The 17,120-nt window shown below is 62.3% G+C and carries 14 protein-coding genes; 7 read left to right on the plus strand and 7 right to left on the minus strand.

Annotation, left to right across the window (positions count from 1 at the left end):
* The first annotated feature begins 58 nt into the window (after positions 1–58).
* The 7 genes from J3489_RS20985 (at position 59) to J3489_RS21015 (ending at position 7,322) form a co-directional block, all read left to right on the plus strand.
* On the plus strand, positions 59–1,000 hold the full coding sequence (locus tag J3489_RS20985) for a UDP-2,3-diacylglucosamine diphosphatase (protein ID WP_207001241.1): 942 nt from the start codon (positions 59–61) through the stop codon (positions 998–1,000).
* A 27-nt stretch (positions 1,001–1,027) separates the two neighbouring features.
* Positions 1,028–2,059, plus strand: a complete 1,032-nt coding sequence (locus J3489_RS20990) for a glycosyltransferase family 4 protein (RefSeq protein WP_207001243.1) — start codon at positions 1,028–1,030, stop codon at positions 2,057–2,059.
* Between the two features lie 260 nt (positions 2,060–2,319).
* The gene (locus tag J3489_RS38600; RefSeq protein WP_309491397.1) at positions 2,320–2,805 is read left to right on the plus strand and encodes a diacylglycerol kinase; all 486 of its coding nucleotides are present in this window, start codon (positions 2,320–2,322) and stop codon (positions 2,803–2,805) included.
* Between the two features lie 217 nt (positions 2,806–3,022).
* Positions 3,023–3,751 (plus strand): TetR/AcrR family transcriptional regulator, encoded by a 729-nt coding sequence (locus tag J3489_RS21000; protein ID WP_207001245.1) that lies wholly within the window; start codon positions 3,023–3,025, stop codon positions 3,749–3,751.
* Positions 3,752–4,342 carry an LOG family protein gene (locus tag J3489_RS21005; protein WP_207001247.1) on the plus strand — a complete coding sequence of 197 codons (591 nt, stop codon included), beginning with the start codon at positions 3,752–3,754 and terminating at the stop codon, positions 4,340–4,342.
* Positions 4,343–4,436: 94 nt separating this feature from the next.
* Positions 4,437–5,183: an SDR family oxidoreductase gene (locus tag J3489_RS21010; protein ID WP_207001249.1), complete on the plus strand. Its 747-nt coding sequence runs from the start codon at positions 4,437–4,439 to the stop codon at positions 5,181–5,183.
* A gap of 288 nt (positions 5,184–5,471) precedes the next feature.
* Positions 5,472–7,322, plus strand: a complete 1,851-nt coding sequence (locus J3489_RS21015) for an ArnT family glycosyltransferase (protein WP_242540167.1) — start codon at positions 5,472–5,474, stop codon at positions 7,320–7,322.
* An 87-nt stretch (positions 7,323–7,409) separates the two neighbouring features.
* Here J3489_RS21015 and J3489_RS21020 read toward each other — a convergent pair whose 3' ends face one another.
* From J3489_RS21020 to J3489_RS21050, 7 genes are all read right to left on the minus strand, one after another.
* Entirely contained in the window at positions 7,410–8,054 is a 645-nt protein-coding gene (locus J3489_RS21020; RefSeq protein ID WP_207001251.1) for a DUF924 family protein, read from the minus strand.
* Positions 8,051–8,785, minus strand: coding sequence for an alanyl-tRNA editing protein (locus J3489_RS21025; RefSeq protein ID WP_207001253.1), 735 nt, complete (start codon positions 8,783–8,785; stop codon positions 8,051–8,053). The genes J3489_RS21020 and J3489_RS21025 overlap by 4 nt, the downstream gene beginning before the upstream one ends.
* A gap of 661 nt (positions 8,786–9,446) precedes the next feature.
* Complete coding sequence (locus J3489_RS21030; protein WP_207001256.1) at positions 9,447–13,706, minus strand: NACHT domain-containing protein; 4,260 nt, start codon at positions 13,704–13,706, stop codon at positions 9,447–9,449.
* Positions 13,707–13,862: 156 nt separating this feature from the next.
* Positions 13,863–14,453, minus strand: a complete 591-nt coding sequence (locus tag J3489_RS21035) for a recombinase family protein (protein ID WP_207001258.1) — start codon at positions 14,451–14,453, stop codon at positions 13,863–13,865.
* A gap of 150 nt (positions 14,454–14,603) precedes the next feature.
* Complete coding sequence (locus tag J3489_RS21040) at positions 14,604–15,128, minus strand: ATP-binding protein (RefSeq protein ID WP_207001260.1); 525 nt, start codon at positions 15,126–15,128, stop codon at positions 14,604–14,606.
* Entirely contained in the window at positions 15,125–15,592 is a 468-nt protein-coding gene (locus J3489_RS21045; RefSeq protein WP_207001262.1) for an ASCH domain-containing protein, read from the minus strand. The genes J3489_RS21040 and J3489_RS21045 overlap by 4 nt, the downstream gene beginning before the upstream one ends.
* A partial coding sequence (locus tag J3489_RS21050) for a GNAT family N-acetyltransferase (RefSeq protein WP_242540168.1) occupies positions 15,552–17,120 on the minus strand: 1,569 nt, incomplete at its 5' end. The genes J3489_RS21050 and J3489_RS21045, both read right to left, overlap by 41 nt.

The following is a 17,120-nucleotide window of genomic DNA, read 5'->3' on the forward strand; positions in this document are numbered from 1 at the left end:
ACGGAGCAGTCACAGCCCCATGGCGGAATGCGCGTATCGCAAACTCGACGCGTGAGCCATGGACCAAGAAACGTCCGCGACTTCCCTCCTCCGCCAAATCGGCGCCAGCGTCGACCCCGTCGCCTTCCGGCCCGCCTCAATAGACGACACGCTGCCAGTCCCGCAGGATCCCGGTCTCCCTCCCGCAACGGCCAGCAGTCGTCACGACGATGACGATGCCGGCTCGCACCGCTACCGCGCGATCTGGCTGTCGGACATCCACCTCGGATCGAGCGGCTGCCAGGCGCCGTATCTGCTCGACTTCCTGCGCCACAACGAATCGGAATACCTGTACCTCGTCGGCGACATCATCGACGGCTGGCAATTGAAGAAAGGCTGGTATTGGCCGCAGGCGCACAACGACGTCGTGCAGAAGATCCTGCGCAAAGCGAGAAAAGGCACGCACGTCGTCTACATCCCCGGCAATCACGACGAAGGCGCGCGCCAGTTCTGCGACCTCGCGTTCGGCGACATCCATGTGCGCGGCGAAGCGTTCCATACGACGCTCTCCGGCAAGCGCCTGTGGATCGTGCACGGCGACTTGTTCGACGGCGTGATCCAGCACGCGAAGTGGCTCGCCTATCTCGGCGACACCGCGTACACGATGATCCTGATCCTGAACCGCTGGTTCAACCGGATCCGCAGCAAGCTCGGCTTCCAGTACTGGTCGCTGTCGCAGTACCTGAAGCACCAGGTCAAGAACGCGGTCAACTTCATCTCGTCGTTCGAGCGCGTGATGACCGACGAAGCGCGCCGCCGCGGCTGCGACGGCGTCGTCTGCGGCCACATCCACAAGGCCGAGATCCGCGACATCGACGGCGTGCTCTATTGCAACGACGGCGACTGGGTCGAGAGCCTGTCGGCGCTCGTCGAGACGCTCGAAGGCGAACTGAAGGTGATCTACTGGACCGTCATGCGCTCGCCGCAAGTCAGCTCGCGCAAGGCGAAGGCCACCGCTTAAATCCTGCTCCTCATCGGACCACCCTCAATGAAAATCCTGATCGTCACAGATGCATGGGAACCGCAGGTCAACGGCGTGGTGCGCACGCTGAAGAACACGACGCGCGAGCTCTCCGCGCTCGGACATCGCGTCGAGCTCCTGACGCCGCTCGAGTTCAACACGATCCCATGCCCGACTTATCCGGAGATCCGGCTGTCGCTGTTTCCGCGCCGCAAGCTCAATGCGCGCATCGACGAATTCGCGCCGGACGCGCTGCATATCGCGACCGAAGGCCCGCTCGGCCTCGCCGCGCGCGCCTATGCGCTCAAGCACAAGCTGCCGTTCACGACCGCCTACCACACGCGCTTTCCCGAGTACGTGCAGGCGCGCTTCGGCATCCCGCTTTCGGCCACCTACAAATTCCTGCACTGGTTCCATAAGCCGTCGCTGTCGGTGATGGCGCCCACGCCGGTCGTCAAAGCCGATCTGGAAAAATACGGCTTCACCAACGTCGTGCTGTGGACGCGCGGCGTCGATCTCGACATCTTTCATCAGATGGAGTCGAAGGTTCTCAACACCGCGCGGCCGATTTTCCTGTACGTCGGGCGCGTTGCCGTGGAGAAGAACGTCGAGGCGTTCCTGAAGCTCGATCTGCCCGGCTCGAAGTGGGTCGCGGGCGAAGGCCCCGCGCTCGCCGAATTGAAGTCGCGCTATCCCGAGGTCAACTACCTCGGCGTGCTGACGCAGGCCGAGCTCGCGAAGGTCTACGCGGCAGCCGACGTGTTCGTGTTCCCTAGCCGCACCGACACGTTCGGACTCGTGCTGCTCGAAGCGCTCGCGTGCGGCACCCCGGTGGCGGCCTTCCCGGTAACCGGTCCGATCGACGTGCTCGGCGACGGCGGCGCCGGCGCAATGAACGAGGACCTGCGCGAAGCGTGCCTCGAAGCGCTGAAGATAGATCGCAATCATGCCCGTGCATGGGCTGAGCGCTTCTCGTGGACCGCCGCTTCGGAGCAGTTCGCGGCCCACTTGAAACCGCTGTCGCGCCCGACGTTCAGCGAGGAAAGCGCAGCCGCATGACGCGCGGCACGACAGGCGCGAAAGCGCGGCCCCTGCCGCCGCCGGCGGCGTCGCGGGCGGGGCAGGCGTTGCCCGAACGCACGGCGCCCGACGCCAGGCTCGACGCCGAGCCGTTCGGCGACACGATGGCGGACGACCCGCACGCCAAGCGCGCAACCAGCACGCCTTCCCCCGCTGGCGCGATAATGACCGCTCCATCGAACGACGCGCCTCGCCCTCCGCGAGCCGCGTCCGCCGACTCCGCCCCACAGGTCACGCCGATGCGCCTCCCTCTCTCCGACTCGCACGACAGCACCGACACCCACGAACCGCTCGGCCCCGACGATCCGCTCGCGCCGCTGCCGTTCAATCCGTACAAGGGCAATCGCGGCGTCACGCGCGCGTGGCACGCTCTCAAGAACTCGCTGAACGGCTTTAGCGTAGCAATCCGCGAGGAAAGCGCGTTTCGCCAGGAGCTGACGCTCGCCGCGATCCTCGTGCCGTGCGGCGTGTTCGTTCCTGTCGATGCGGTCTCGCACGTGCTGCTGCTCGGCTCGGTGCTCCTCGTGCTGATCGTCGAGCTGCTCAACTCGAGTGTGGAGGCCGCCATCGACCGTATCTCGCTCGAACGCCACGAGCTGTCCAAGCGCGCGAAGGATCTCGGAAGTGCGGCGGTGATGGTGGCGCTTTTCGTCTGCGTCATGACGTGGGTGCTGATCGTCGGGCCGCTCGTGGTGCGCTGGGTCGGCCAGTGGGTCGGACGTTAGCGCGCCGATTCGTTCGGACCCCGCAATGCAGCGCCCCGAAGCCGCGATAGCGGCCTCGCACGACGCGACCGGTGAAAACCCTGAATCCAAGGCTAGATAAGAGAACGAGCGGTTTATAATCGCCCGGCAGTCTCAAAATCATAGAAACCGAGCCGGGTCGACGCCGCAGCACACCCGTTGCCGTGCGCCAGTCCCGGCGGAACCAGGGCCGACGAGAATGGAAGCCAAACCTCCCCGCCGTACTCGTGAGCGCATTCTTGAGTTGTCGCTGAAGCTCTTCAACGAGATCGGTGAGCCGAACGTCACGACGACGACGATCGCCGAGGAAATGGAGATCAGCCCAGGCAACCTTTACTACCATTTCCGTAACAAAGACGACATTATCAATAGCATATTTGCTCAATTTGAACAGGCTATCGAAAAGCGTCTTCGCTTTCCGGAAGACCATCGTCCGACGATCGACGAGACGTGGTCCTATCTGCAGTACATGGCCGAGTTCATGTGGGCGTACCGGTTCCTTTATCGGGACCTGAACGACCTGCTCGCGCGCAACCGCACGCTCGAAATGCACTTCAAGCAGATCATCAGCCACAAGGTGCGCTTCGCGCGCGAGATGTGCGAGCTGCTGGTCGCTGACAACGAGATGGTCGCGAAGCCGGAAGAGATCCAGGTGATCGCGACCAACATGGGCGTCGTCTCGACCTACTGGCTGTCGTACCAGTTCGTGATGAACCCTCGCAAATACAACGAGCCGGACGCGATTCGCGACGATCTGCATCAGGTCAGCGTGCACGTGATCTCGATGATGGCGCCGTACCTGCGCGGCCGCTCGCGCCAGCTCTTTGACGACCTCGTCTCCGGCAAGCTGCCCAAGCGCGAGTTCGCCGACTTCCTGCCGCCTCGCGAGCCCGGCGCGGCCCGCTCCGACTCGAAGGATTCTCGATAAATGAAATCGGTATGTGTGTACTGCGGCTCTTCGTTCGGCGTGAAGCCGGTGTACGCGAAAGCCGCGCAGGCGTTTGGCCGCGCGCTCGTGGATGCGGGACTGACGCTCGTCTATGGCGGCGGCCGCGTCGGCCTGATGGGCACGATCGCCGATGAGGTGCTCGCCGCGGGCGGCCGCGCGATCGGCGTGATCCCCGAGCTGCTCGTCAACAAGGAAGTCGGGCACCGCGGGCTTTCCGAGCTGCACGTCGTGCCGGACATGCATCAACGCAAGAAGATGATGGCCGACTTGTCCGACGCGTTCGTCGCGCTGCCGGGCGGCGCGGGCACGCTCGAAGAGCTGTTCGAGGCCTACACGTGGGCGCAGCTCGGCTATCACCAGAAGGCGGTCGCGCTCTATAACATCGAGGGCTACTACGATCCGCTCGTCACGATGCTCGAACACACGGTGCAGGAAGGCTTCATGCAGCGGACCTATCTGGACATCCTGCAGATCGAGACCGACGCCGCCGCGCTGATCGACAAGCTCAAGCGTTATCACCCGCCCAGCAAGGACAAGTGGTCGGCCAAAACCACGCCCGACACGGTGTGACCGCCACGGCGCGCGGCTGCGGCCGACGCGCCCTTCCCGAGAGCCCTCCGGCAAGCCAACCAGCGACGGGCAGCCGCCCGTCATCGAGACCGCCATGACGAAGACCGTTCTGATCACCGGAGCGAGCCGCGGCATCGGCCGCGCGACGGCGCGTTTGCTGGGGGCGCAAGGCTGGGCCGTCGGCGTGAACTACGCGACCCACCGCGCCGCCGCCGACGATGCCGCAGCCGAAGTGGTGCACGCGGGCGGCCAGGCGTGCGTCGTGCAAGGCGACGTGGCCGACGAAGCGGCGGTGATCGCGATGTTCGATGCGGTCGCCGCCGCGTTCGGCCGCATCGATGCGCTCGTCAACAACGCGGGCATCGTCGCGGCGTCGATGCCGCTCGCCGAAATGGACTACGCGCGCCTCGCGCGCATGTTCGACATCAACGTGCTCGGCGCCTACCTTTGCGCGCGCGAGGCGGCGCGACGCATGTCCACGGACCGCGGCGGCCACGGCGGCGCGATCGTCAACGTGTCGTCGGCCGCATCAAGGATCGGCTCGCCGAACGAGTACGTCGACTACGCCGGCTCGAAAGGCGCGATCGACACGATGACGATCGGCCTAGCCAAGGAACTCGGCCCAAGGGGCGTGCGCGTCAACGCGGTGCGGCCCGGCCTCATCGACACGGAAATCCACGCAAGCGGCGGACGCCCCGACCGCGCCGCCGCACTCGGCGCGCAAACGCCGGCCGGCCGGCCCGGCACGGCCGACGAGGTCGCCGAGGCGATCGCCTGGCTGCTCGGCGACGCCGCTTCGTACGTGAACGGCGCGCTGCTCGACGTCGCCGGCGGACGCTGAGTCCTCACCGATTCTCGCCGCCGGCGTGTTTGCCCGTAACGCCCGGCTGGCGCGGGGATCCCGCCTTCCGCGCGTTTGCGCCGCCCCATCGTTTGCGCCAAGACTTCGTATGCAAACGACATAACTTCACAATTCTCCACAAATTCCCGTAATACCTGGTAACAAATGAGCGCTAGCATGGTGCAGCCCTGACAGTCGGCGCTCGCGCGCGTCGGTCTGCCAGCGACACACGTGACGATGCTTCACAAGGCCGGACTCCGCGCAGAATTCGGCCTTCAGGACCGGACCATGCAGGACTCCTCATCTTCGTCCGCGCTACGCGCGCGCTCGGCGCCGCCGCTTGCGACCGGCCGTCCCGTTTCGATGAGGCCGGCCGCGGCAACGCCTGCCGCCATCCCGGCGTCCGCTTCACGCGCCTCGCCCTGGTCGGGGCTGCGCGTCGCGCTCGCCGTCATTGCCGTACTGTGCGCGTATCTGCTTCCCGGCACGCTCGGCCACGACCCTTGGAAGCAGGACGAGACCTATACCTTCGGCATCGTCCAGCACATGCTCGAAACCGGCGACTTCGTCGTGCCCACCAACGCGGGGCAGCCGTTCGTCGAAAAGCCGCCGCTCTACGACTGGGTCGCCACAGGCCTAGCCTGGCTATTCGGGCGCTACTTGCCGCTTCACGACGCGGCGCGGCTTGCGAGCGCGCTCTTCATGGCGATGACGCTCGGCTGCGTCGCGAGGCTCGCCCGCTCCGCCACGCGCGCGCGAAGTTGGTTCGACGCCCGCGTGCTCGGCACGCTCGCGGTCTTTGCGGGCACGTTGGTCGTGCTCAAGCATTCGCACGACATGATGACCGACGTCGCGCTGATGGCCGGCACCGCGCTCGGCTTTTGCGGCCTGTTCGAACTCGTCACCGCGTTCGTGCGCAGACCGCAGGCCGTCAACCGGCAAGCCTCGCTGCCGGCCTCGGCGATGCTCGGCGCCGGAGTCGGTATTGCGCTGCTGACGAAAGGGCTCTTCGTGCCGCTCGTCTTCGGTGCGACGTTCTGCGCGCTTGCGTTGCTTTACCCGGCCTGCCGCAGCGGCGCGTTCTTGCGCGCGCTCGCGGCCGCCGCGCTCGTATTCGCGCCGTTTGCGCTGATCTGGCCTGTCGCGTTCTATCTGCGCTCGGAAACACTTTTCAAGGTCTGGCTCTGGGACAACAACATCGGCCGCTTCTTCGGCTTTTCGGTGCCCGCGCTGGGTTCCGGAAACGACAAGCCGCTGTTCATTTGGCGCTCGCTGTTCTCGGTGGGCTTTCCGGTTGCGCCGCTCGCCGCGGCCGCGCTCGCGGGCGGCGCCTGGCGCCGCTGGCGCGAGCCGCGCGTCGCGCTGCCGGTTGTGTTTTGCGGCACGGGCTTGATCGTGCTGCAAATGTCGGCGACGGCGCGCGAGCTCTACATCCTGCCGTTCATCGCGCCGCTGGCGCTCGTCGCGCTGCAAGGCGTCGAACGCTTGCCGCAACGCGTTCACGTCGCCTGGGACTACGCGAGCCGCGCGCTGTTCGGCACGATCGCCGCGCTCGTCTGGGTCATTTGGTCGGAGATGACGGACCCGTCGAGCACGCATGCAAGCCTCAAGCTGCTGGGCCGCTGGCTACCGCTCGATTGGACGCTGCCGATCAAACCGGATCTGATGCTCGCCGCGCTCATGCTGACGCTGGGCTGGCTGTGCCTGGTGCCGCTTTTCGCTCGCACGGGCAAATGGCGGGGTGCGTTCAGCTGGTGCGCGGGCGCGATCGCTGCCTGGGGGCTCGTCTTCACGCTGCTCGTGCCGTGGATCGATGCGGCGAAAAGCTATCGCTCGGTATTCGAGGATCTCGACACGCACCTGAACATCGAATGGGACGCCGGCGACTGCATGGCCAGCGTGAACCTCGGCGAATCGGAAGCGCCGATGCTGTACTACTTCGCCGGGGTCCTGCACAAGCCGACCGAGGCGCCCAAGACCACCGCCTGCAAGTGGCTCATCGTGCAGAGCTTCCGCTCGGATGCGGGCCAGCCTGACGGCAATTGGAAGCTGTTCTGGTCGGGTGCCCGGCCGGGCGACGACAGCGAACGCTTGCGGGTGTTCGTGCGCAGGCCCAGCCTTGTGACAGCCTCCCATTGAAGGGTTGACCGTCCCCGCCTGCCGATCTCCGTTCGCGTGCCGCCCTCGACCGCCGCACGCGCCGCGCGCTCGACGCGCTCGACGCGCTCAGAAGGACGACCCACGCTCGCGCAGAAACGCGATCTCCTCGTCGGTCGACCGACGGCCGAGCACGGCGTTGCGATGCGGAAAGCGCCCGAAACGCTCGATGATCCTGGCGTGCCGATGGGCGTAGTCGAGATAGCCGGTGTCCCCTGCCTCGCGCCCCAATTCGCCGAACAGACGAATCGCTTCGCGTTGGCTTTCGATCGACTCGTCATGCTCGAAAGGCAAATAGGCAAACGCGCGATGACGGCAGGACGGCAGGCGCCGATCCGCGCCGGTCTCGACCATCCGCCGCGCCACTTGCACGGCCTTGGCGTCCGCTTCGAATGCGCGCGGACTGCCGCGGTAGCAATTGCGCGAAAACTGGTCGAGCACGACGACGAGCGCGAGCGCGCCGAGCGGCGTGCGCTGCCAGTCGTCGTGGCCGCCCGCAAGCGCGATGGCAAGCGTCGCGCCGAAGCGCTCGCGCAAGAAGGCGTCGAATGCGCCGTCGCGGGCGAACCAGAGCTTGCGCTCGGTGCCGAATTCCGCTGAACCGGGCGTGCCGAACCAGAAGTCGAGCACGTCGCGCGCAGTGGGATCGAGCGTGGCGTAGTCGCCGGAGTCCGGCGCCTCGGGCGCAGATGCTGAGTCGAGGTCGCGCGTCATGATGCGAGCTCCAGTACTAGACGCCGCGTGCGCGCGCTCTTCTTTTCGAGCTTCGCGACCCGCAGCGCGCCGATCTCCTGCGTGTTGCGCACGTGCGTGCCTCCGCACGGCTGCAGGTCGACGCTGTCGATGCGCAAGAGCCGCACGCGCCCGAGCCCCATCGGCGGCTTCACGCTCATCGTGCGCACGAGTTCGGGACGCTGCTGCATCTCGTCGTCCGTAATCCATTCGGTCGCGACGCGATGCGCGCCGCCGACCAGCTCGGCAAGCCGCCGCTCGACGAACTCGCGCTCGATCGGCTCCACCGTGGCGAAATCGAGCCGCGCGTAATCGACGGTGATGCTGCAGCCGTCGACCGGATACGGCAGCACCGCGCACATCAGATGGCTCGCCGTATGCAGCCGCATGTGCCGGTAGCGGCGCGCCCAGTCGATCTCGGCGGCCACGCGCTCGCCGGCCGCGAGCCGCGCGAGCAGCGCCTCCTGCCCGGCGGCCGGCACGTGGAGCGCATCGTCAGGTGTCGCGCCTTCGAATTTGGCCTTGCGCGTATCGGCGATCTGGATGCGCGTGCCGTCCGCGAGCGTCAGCGTGCCGGCGTCGCCCGCCTGGCCGCCACCGAGCGGATAGAACACGGTCTGGTCGAGATGGATGCCTTCGGCGTCGACCTTCGTGATCGACGCGTCGCAGCGCGTGAGATAAGCGTCGTCGCGAAAAAGTGCGTGCGTCGTCATCGGGAGTCCCTTTTTCAGTCGCCAATCGAAAACCCATTATGCCGAGCCGTCTGCCCCGTCGAAAGATCAGCCATTCGGCCAGTGCGGGCGGCGCCGTACCGGCCCATCGCCCGGGCCAATTGCGCCGGCCACCGGCGCAGCGCCGCGCGGAGGCGCGCACGGCGCACGCCGCCAATCGCTTCGTTGGCGCGCCGTCGCCCCCGACCGTCTTGGACGCTCATCCCGGCCGGTTGCGCATCCAACCCTTGTGAATACTACTTACAGTTAGGAAGCACCAAGTTATTGAATAAAATGACATTTTCTTAACTAACAATTTTGGCAACACGCTCCCTAACTAACAGGCCCGTGCGTGAATGGACTTAACCGCGTGTCGACATTTGACGCTGTCACTCGATATTGAACCGGCGTCACCGCATGGAAAACTACAGCTAGGTCCCCCTATGCTCCCCTTTTTCACGCTCGAAGTATGGGGTAACCTGCGCATCTTCGCGTTGCCAGTTCGGATCACAGTTCACATTGTACTTTTGAGGATCCGTGTTCTTGCTGACCCACAGCAGGAACCCTATAGCTAGCGGGTGCGTTCTCCCAACGATAGCAATGTAATTAACCATTGCCTTCATCCAGTTCCAGACGGTCATGCGCCTCTGACGAGGAAAGCACTTTAGACCACACATCGGATTCCGAAGACCGTAAGCTCATTCACACCAGCCGAGTTGCGCTTTATTGACTCCGCCTGAGCTTCTAGATGGCCGACCAGCGCAGCGAAGGGCTGACCGGCGGAGCCTCCTGGAATCGTCCACGTCTTGTTGTCGAGTTGCATCAGAACCAGAATGCCTCTGGAGCTGTTGGTCCCTTTAAGGTACTGCCCGACTATCTGGGTCTGCAGCGTGCCCGTTAGCGAATTAGCTGAGTAGCTTCGATCGGCATCAACGGGCTTGATTTCGACGCAGACGTTGCCAGCGGGGCAGCTCAGTTGTATGTCGGTCATGTTGTCGTCGTCAACTTCCTCCTCTCGGTGGACGCTGAATCGTCGGTTCTGCGTTTCTCGGAATTTTGCAGCTAGCCATCGCTGCAGGAACTTTTCAGGCATGCCTGGCCGAAAGAGGTCACGCTCGCTGAAAGGCCCTTCCTCGAGATTTTTACGAATCTCCTCAAGGCGGGCCATCGCCTGCTCGTACAGCTGTGCCTCAGTGCACGGAGCCGAGAAGAACGGAGAGCCAATGGACTTTAACTGCTCGGAGGTCCTGTTCGCACTTTGCGCCGCATCGAGCGCAGCATGCTCGATCAACCGCCCCGTGATCCAGTTCCGCTCAGTGGGGTCAGCAATGGTGTCCAACAAGGCCACCAGCGAGTCGTGCCCAATCCGGCCGCGAGTTCCAAGAAACACGTTCGGAATCGCGTCGCGAAGACGCTTTGACGGAGGCCCAAAGAAGTGGTTGTCGCTAGCCGTCTCGGGAATGGGTGCAGTGGGCGGATGAGCACTTAGCAGCGCATGTATGCCAAGGAGCACATCGGCAGTCTCGTAGCTCAAGGGGGTCTGCAACCACTTCAGGTCTCCCACTACCTCGGCGAATGCACTTACCTCCCCTTCGACGTCACTCGTCGCTATGCCCTGCACGTGTCCAAGGAACCACGTCCAAGCTGCGGTTGTGTCTCCATCCATCCAGATGCGAAACCACTCCATTTCGCCAAGACGACCGTTGGAGCCAATCGAAGACATGAGCTTACCTAGACACAGAGGGCCGATCGTCGCGGGGGGGAGGAGGCCATCCGCTCTCAACGCAATGATGATTTCCTTGAGAGTCTCGCGCCGGCTGATTTGGCCAGAGGACACCAGCGGCACCAACGGCTCCAACAAGGCGCGGCGAACATCTGGCGTACAGCGCAGCGCCATTTCCAAGGCACCTCGTACACCGTTGCCCGGTGAAGCCGCTTGAGCCTCGGCGACTACCCAAGGCGTTAGCGCGGCTTTCACGTCTGCCCCGTGGGAGCGGGCAAGAGCGTCAAGCCAGGGGGGCGGCCCATGCAACTCCCACACGGCAAGCTGCGCAGCCTTGGCGACATTCATCGCCGACAGCGTTGGAGTTGAACTCGGGTCGCGAAACGTACTACGCAGTCCTGCAAGCGCGATGAGGGCAATCCATGGAACCTCACCGTTAGCGTACGACGATGGGACAGGCGGGGTCACCGTGGGCCAATACGCCTTTAGGCCTTCCTCAAACGCCGCGGCGATTTCAGGGCTCAGGCTGGTCGCGACCGCCTCGAAGTCTATATCTGAGTAATCGCGTTGTTTCAATCGGCTGAAGGAATATTGCAGCAGGCTTTGCAGGGAGCCCGCAAGAGTGCCATCGCGAATATTTGTCAGGTCTGCTAAGAGCCGCGATTTGTATTCTTCGACGGCACGTGTGTCTGCCGCCGTCCTCTCTCGTTCCGAAGCCTTCCATTCACGCCTTTGCTTTCCACCCTTGCGCCATCCCTCGTATTCGCGCCCGATGAGAAGGGAGCGCCTAGAGCCTGTGCTGCCCAAACCGAGCGCCCTCAGGGCGTTGGCACGCTCGCGACCAAGCCTTCTGGAAAACGCGGCTGCCACAGCCACGGCAAACCAGATGTCCCGTTCATCGGCAGGGCGAACTGGGTCGTTAGCTCGCCTAGTCAGCTCAGGCAGGTCCGCGGCGCCAAAGCTCACGAGGCAGGTCGCCCCCCAAGTCAGTCGACTGACCGACGCCTTGATGTCTTCTGATTGGGCAATGGCTAGGGCGACGCTCCAACGAAGCGCCGGATGCTGCGCAATGGCCTTGTGTAGTCGATTGGACTCGTCTCTGTCATCGAACCCTGAATGGCGCTGCGCCTCAATTCGCTCCGCGGCTTCCATGCAAACCGCGGGGTAGGAGTCCAGCGTCTGCGGTAGTAACGCAAGCACGCGCTCGTAGCAGTCTGGTAAGGCATTGAGCAGCCAGGCCCTCTCGGGCCGGTCTGATTCCGGGAACCGAGCGAAACGCTTGCCCGGGGCTGGCCGCGGCAAGGAGGCCATGACCGCCCCAAGGAGCAGTATGGCGGCCGACAAGTCAGCCGCTGGCAGCAACTCGTCCTTGATTATTCTGACCATCGGCCCAGAGCCGTACTCTGCCTCGTCGTGGGTGCAGTTGAGGATGGCCGACAGCTCAGCTTCGGTGAGGTGCGTCCAGTCAGCAACAGGCATTGCACGTGCGATGAGCTCATTTGTGCCCAACAGGCCAGCCTTCAGGTCGGCCAGAATCTCCTGCCGCTGGTCTGCGGTCCCAACGAATTCAAGAACGTCCAGTGCGAGTGCACGCTCCCAAGCCGGTGCAGCGGGGTTCCGATAGATCGTGAAGGAAACCAACGCACAGTCGGCAAGCCCGGCATACCGCGCAATATTGAAGCACATGCTCCTGGCCCGGGGGGCGAGATTGGCGTCCGCCAGTGCTTCGGCAACTTTGCCGACACCCAATACGCGCCCCACACGCATATACTCGCTGGCGCTATTAAACCAACCCACCTCCAGACCGTGCTTGGTGGCTTCGATAAAATTCGCAAACGCTTTGTCTGCTGAAATCCCGTCCCAGGCCTGTGGGTCACCTTCAAAGAGTAAGATTTCCGGAAACTCACGCACCACCCACTCGCGAACTGTGACGTTGATTGCCGCCAACCAGCTGAGCGACGCTCGGCGCGCAGGAATGAGTACACTCTGGCCGAACGGGCGCAATGCGAAAAGTCCTTGTAGGCGCTGCAGTGGTACACCGAGCGCCAACTGCTTGGCTACCCACTGGGCGGCAAGGAACTCGCGAATGGAGCGGTGGTGAAACTTCACGCGCCCATAGCTGGCTTCGTCGAAGACAGCGGTCGCCAGTAAGCGACGGACAGCTGTCGGATGCCAATCAGCGAGCACAGTGTGCGGAGCCAATTCGCCCACCGCCGGCGTTGTGCCAAAGTCCAAGGTAAAAAACTGGCAGCCCCCGAACTCCGCGGCGGCTGCCAGATCGATGGCACCCGTGCGCAGTTGTTCGAGTGACAGGACTTCACCTGCCGCCTCGTAGCTCTCGTTGAACTCACGCAGCCGGTTGGAGATGTTAGCCTCGATGAGCTCGTGGTAGTTGCCAAGGCTCCTGTGCTGATTCCAAAGCACGACCATCCACCGCAAGTCCAGTGGACGTGTCGCCATGAACTCGTAGTCCCCGTCCGCTACTGCTTTCCAGAACTTGTCCTCATCCTGGACGCAATATGCTGCAGCACAACGGCGGGACTCGGCGATCGACAGCGGGTCTAGACCGACGACAAATGCTTCCACTGGGGGCGTTGCCGGTACGGCAGCAATAGTAACGGTTGGCGAATCAGTCGAGGCGAGCGGAGCATCAGCAACTGTCTTTGCCGCGAAAGCGCGCTCTATGGGCCTTACGAGGCGCGCGTCGACCGCTGACCGAACCCCGGGTATAGCCCAGTCCGTAACCCGGGAGGAGACGGCAATCCGCACTCTAACGAAGTTCGAGCCCAGCGCTCGTTGAACCACCGTAAGCGCCCTCTCAAGTTCGGCATGCGACTTGAGGCGCGCTTCGTCGACCGCGTCGAGGAAGAAGTAGCCGAGTTCATCGGATGCAGCCCAAGCGTCGAACTCGGCCTCAAAACCAGTCAGCACAAGTTTCCAGGACTCGGCGTCAGAAAGCTGGTTCAACGGAATGAAGAACGCTGCTCGACCGGCCTCCCGAAGTCTTGCGACCTCGCTCTGAAATTCTATGGTCTTGCCGATGCCCGCCTCACCTAGAACAACGACGAGCGGTTCCTCATGAAGGTCTGCCCATGTCTTGCGGCCTTGGCGTTGGCCTAGCAACTCAAGCCAGTCTTCGTCATCACTTTTGGTCGCCGAATTTGTGTGCTCTGAAAAGGTCCGGTGCAGATCAATGTTCATCTTGTATGCATCGTTCTAAAGTGGCTGTTTACCAACGACGGCCTTGCCGGTTCTAAAGCGCTTCACAGCGCGCGGAAGCAGGACGCCTAGTCGCCGCTCCATGAGTCGGAACAACCCTAGACTTGCAACCGGTTTCAAAAATGGGCCTTGGCAAGATCAGCCAACTGCTTGCTCATCCGAACGGGCGCGTAAGCGCATGACGGTTTGGCGGCTCGTGTTCAATTCGCGGGCAATCGCTGCAACGGACTGCCCTTCCGCAAGCCGTACGCGGGCTACTGCCTCTTGCTTGTCGCTGAGCGCACGGGGCCGGCCCAGCACCTTGCCGGCGTCACGCGCACGGGCAAGGCCGGCAGCGGTACGCTCCAGCAGCAGATCGCGTTCGAACTCTGCGACGGCTGAAATAACGGACATCGTCATTTTCCCGGCCGCACTCGTGAGGTCCGCCCCGCCAAGCGCGAGACAATGCACGCGCACGCCTGCTTGCGACAGTTCTTCAACGGTTGCGCGCACATCCATTGCATTGCGTCCGAGCCTATCAAGTTTTGTGACGATGAGCACGTCGCCAGCCTCCAGGCGGCCACGCAGTCTGGCGAACCCCTTGCGCTGGTTTGCCGCAACTGACCCGGACACACACTCGGCGACTACGCGCCGCGGCTCAATGTCGAAACCCGCAGCCCGTACCTCGCGGACCTGGTTGTCAGTAGTCTGCTCGGCAGTGGAGACGCGGCAGTATGCGAACACTCGCATTGTATTCTTCCTGTCCGAAAACCATGTACGGAATATTAGCAGCGTACAAAAATGCGTCAAGAAGGTTTTTGAACACCTCATGTGGTGGCGTCCACAAACGGACGATTTTGGCCAGCTGACCTCGGCTGGATTGTCGATCGCAACTGCGAGTCAGGCCCCAAGCTTTGCGAGCGCGTCTCGCACTTCGAATTCAGAAGGCAAGCACAATCTCATTAGTGGTAGGCTCAGCACCGTACAGACGGTTTGGGCATGCAACAGCTCTTTTTGAGCGAAGGCATCGATCTCCGATTGTTCCCAAGTCGTATCACCTCGCTGCAAAAGCCTATCCGCAATTGTGGCGCTAGGCGCTTCCATAAGGATGACGCCTCGCACCATGAGCTGAGCGAACGTCTCCATACCAATCTTCTCGTGGATGTTGACACCTCGGCGCAAAACGAAGTGACCATCAAGGACTAATGTCTCGCCGCCCTCCTCAAGCCTTCTCACAGCCGTAACCAGGGCTCGCTGGTTCTCGTCAACATCACTGACTTGTCGCGAAGCCGTCCAGTTCGCAAGACCGCGCTGCTCCTTGATGAGTTGGCTCGCGGTTGCATGTCTTACACCAAGGCCCTCGCACGCCTGTTTTAAAACAAACGTCTTGCCGACTGCATGAACGCCACCAACGAATAGTGTCATTGCCTGTCCTTACTGGTCGCCATCTTCTTCGCAAGCTTCCTGTACTCGTTTGCATCTAGGTATCGAAATGACTGGGGAGGCACAAAGTTACTGACCACATCTGACGGATCTACGTGCTTCGCGAGCTTGAAGACCTTTCCCAGCAGCACGGCAACCCCCTGAGATTTGTCAGCGAAGTACGACCGAAGCTCCTCCCTCGTCAGCCCACCACCTCTTTCAGTGCAGGTCTTCCAGAGTATGGTCGGTGACGCAACGACAATTTCGGCTACTTCGACCACGCCAACGATTTTCTGGATCGGGGAACTCGAATAGAGCACGATCACGCTTACATCCTGGGCAGCCCAAGACCGGCGAAATTCAACACGCTTGGACCCAGCAAGTATCAGGTCAGCGTACTTTGGCTTGATAGAAAGCAGAACAGCCCTACCGCCCGGACGCGGCGAGGACTCTTGAAAAAGAGACATCGGAAACCTTGCGAATGGATTGAATCGGCCCTGTCACGACGCCGTCTCGCATGAGCTGTTCATATGGGACGGCTGTAGACAGGTGACTAATGAGTCGAAAGAGGATGACCTTGGTCGGCTTCTTCACCAGCTCGTCGATTTCGTCAAGGCTGTAGACGGTGCGACGACTGACCAAGCTGGCGATCTGCGCGCCGTCACTGGAGACCTCGAATTGCTCGACGACGCCTAGCGAGGTTACAGCCATTTCGTCATCGGTTCGATAAAATAGCAGAACATCCCCGGGTCGGACCGACTTGGTCTGCGCGTGACAGAGGTACGCCAGCTTGATGGCGTTGCCGACATTGCCCACCCGCGCAAAAAGTCCCGGTTGGATCGACGCGTAGTCGGGAAACAGGATTTCGTGATAGTGCGGTTGGATCGGGACCAAGAATTTTTGAACTGACGAGTCAGATCGGAAGTGTGGAAAATACCGCCGGACGTATTCGGTGGGACCAACGCCGTCCGTCGGTGGTTGGTCGACTGGGTGCGGCTTGACCAGCACCACGTCGCCGCGGTAAATGCCCCTCTCCTCGAACCCAAAGTCCAACAAGAGTCGAATCAGGTAATCCTGACTCTCTGACTTTGCGGTGATGAACAGGTGCTCGCACCTGTTCTCAGTCGCGAAGCGAAAGGCCGCCTTGAGGAACAACTCGCCGATCTTCCGACCGCGTACAAGCTCGCCGACCTTGAAGGTGCATAGCTTCAGGGCTTGCCCGGAAAGAACTTCACCGGCATCGTTCAGAACTTCGTCGTTCTGAATTTGATAGATGCAAATGGCCCCCAAGACACCGCTGTTGTCTCGGTATATCCATGCGTGTCGATCCTCCCTTGCCTTACGGCGAAACCAATCATCGAAGCCATCGCGACCAGCGACTGCCGGATATCCGTGTCGCAAGCTGTCGAAAAACGCTCCCATCAATTCGGGCGTCAGACTATGGAGCGGAACATCTTGAATGTTCGGCAGGACGATCTGACGCGTTTCATGAAGACGCTTTAGCCAGTCTTCCGCGGTCTGGACCGTGTAGACACGATGCGCAAGCCCGCGTAAGCGCGCCTTTGCATGAATGCCTCTGTCTTCCGTAACCAATGCATGAACTGCATCGCAGTGAAGTGCATAAAGCAGCTCGTTGTCACATGCGTCATTGGGACTGGTTTCAGGCGTGTTCCAGATGCATGGCGCAGGATCATGGAGAGCGGGGTACTGACGGATTCGCTGAAGGTTCCGTTGACGCCGCTCAGCATTGAGGTCCCGCTCGAAGTCCGCGATGTTGGCGGGGTGATACATCAGCTGATGACCACCGATGCTTGCGAGGCGAACGAAGTTCGCCAAGTTGCCTTCAAGCACTTGAAGCGAATCCTGAAGCGGAATCAGGACATTCGTATCCAGCAAGAACCGTAAGCGCTGCGGCACTCCCCCCCCCCGTTCATCCTTGGAAGTTCTTGCGACTAACTCAAGGCTAGTCGCCCCTAGATCCACTGGTTTTCGTAG

The sequence above is a fragment of the Trinickia mobilis genome (assembly GCF_017315705.1).
Lineage (GTDB): Bacteria > Pseudomonadota > Gammaproteobacteria > Burkholderiales > Burkholderiaceae > Trinickia_A > Trinickia_A mobilis.

Coding starts and splice junctions, on each gene's coding strand:
- J3489_RS21005 (WP_207001247.1), top strand. CDS start 3,752: ATGAAATCGGTATGTGTGTACTGCGGCTCTTCGTTCGGCGTGAAGCCG.
- J3489_RS21035 (WP_207001258.1), bottom strand. CDS start 14,453: ATGCGAGTGTTCGCATACTGCCGCGTCTCCACTGCCGAGCAGACTACT.
- J3489_RS21045 (WP_207001262.1), bottom strand. CDS start 15,592: ATGTCTCTTTTTCAAGAGTCCTCGCCGCGTCCGGGCGGTAGGGCTGTT.
- J3489_RS21000 (WP_207001245.1), top strand. CDS start 3,023: ATGGAAGCCAAACCTCCCCGCCGTACTCGTGAGCGCATTCTTGAGTTG.
- J3489_RS21040 (WP_207001260.1), bottom strand. CDS start 15,128: ATGACACTATTCGTTGGTGGCGTTCATGCAGTCGGCAAGACGTTTGTT.
- J3489_RS20990 (WP_207001243.1), top strand. CDS start 1,028: ATGAAAATCCTGATCGTCACAGATGCATGGGAACCGCAGGTCAACGGC.
- J3489_RS20985 (WP_207001241.1), top strand. CDS start 59: ATGGACCAAGAAACGTCCGCGACTTCCCTCCTCCGCCAAATCGGCGCC.
- J3489_RS21020 (WP_207001251.1), bottom strand. CDS start 8,054: ATGACGCGCGACCTCGACTCAGCATCTGCGCCCGAGGCGCCGGACTCC.
- J3489_RS21025 (WP_207001253.1), bottom strand. CDS start 8,785: ATGACGACGCACGCACTTTTTCGCGACGACGCTTATCTCACGCGCTGC.
- J3489_RS21030 (WP_207001256.1), bottom strand. CDS start 13,706: ATGAACATTGATCTGCACCGGACCTTTTCAGAGCACACAAATTCGGCG.
- J3489_RS38600 (WP_309491397.1), top strand. CDS start 2,320: ATGCGCCTCCCTCTCTCCGACTCGCACGACAGCACCGACACCCACGAA.
- J3489_RS21015 (WP_242540167.1), top strand. CDS start 5,472: ATGCAGGACTCCTCATCTTCGTCCGCGCTACGCGCGCGCTCGGCGCCG.
- J3489_RS21010 (WP_207001249.1), top strand. CDS start 4,437: ATGACGAAGACCGTTCTGATCACCGGAGCGAGCCGCGGCATCGGCCGC.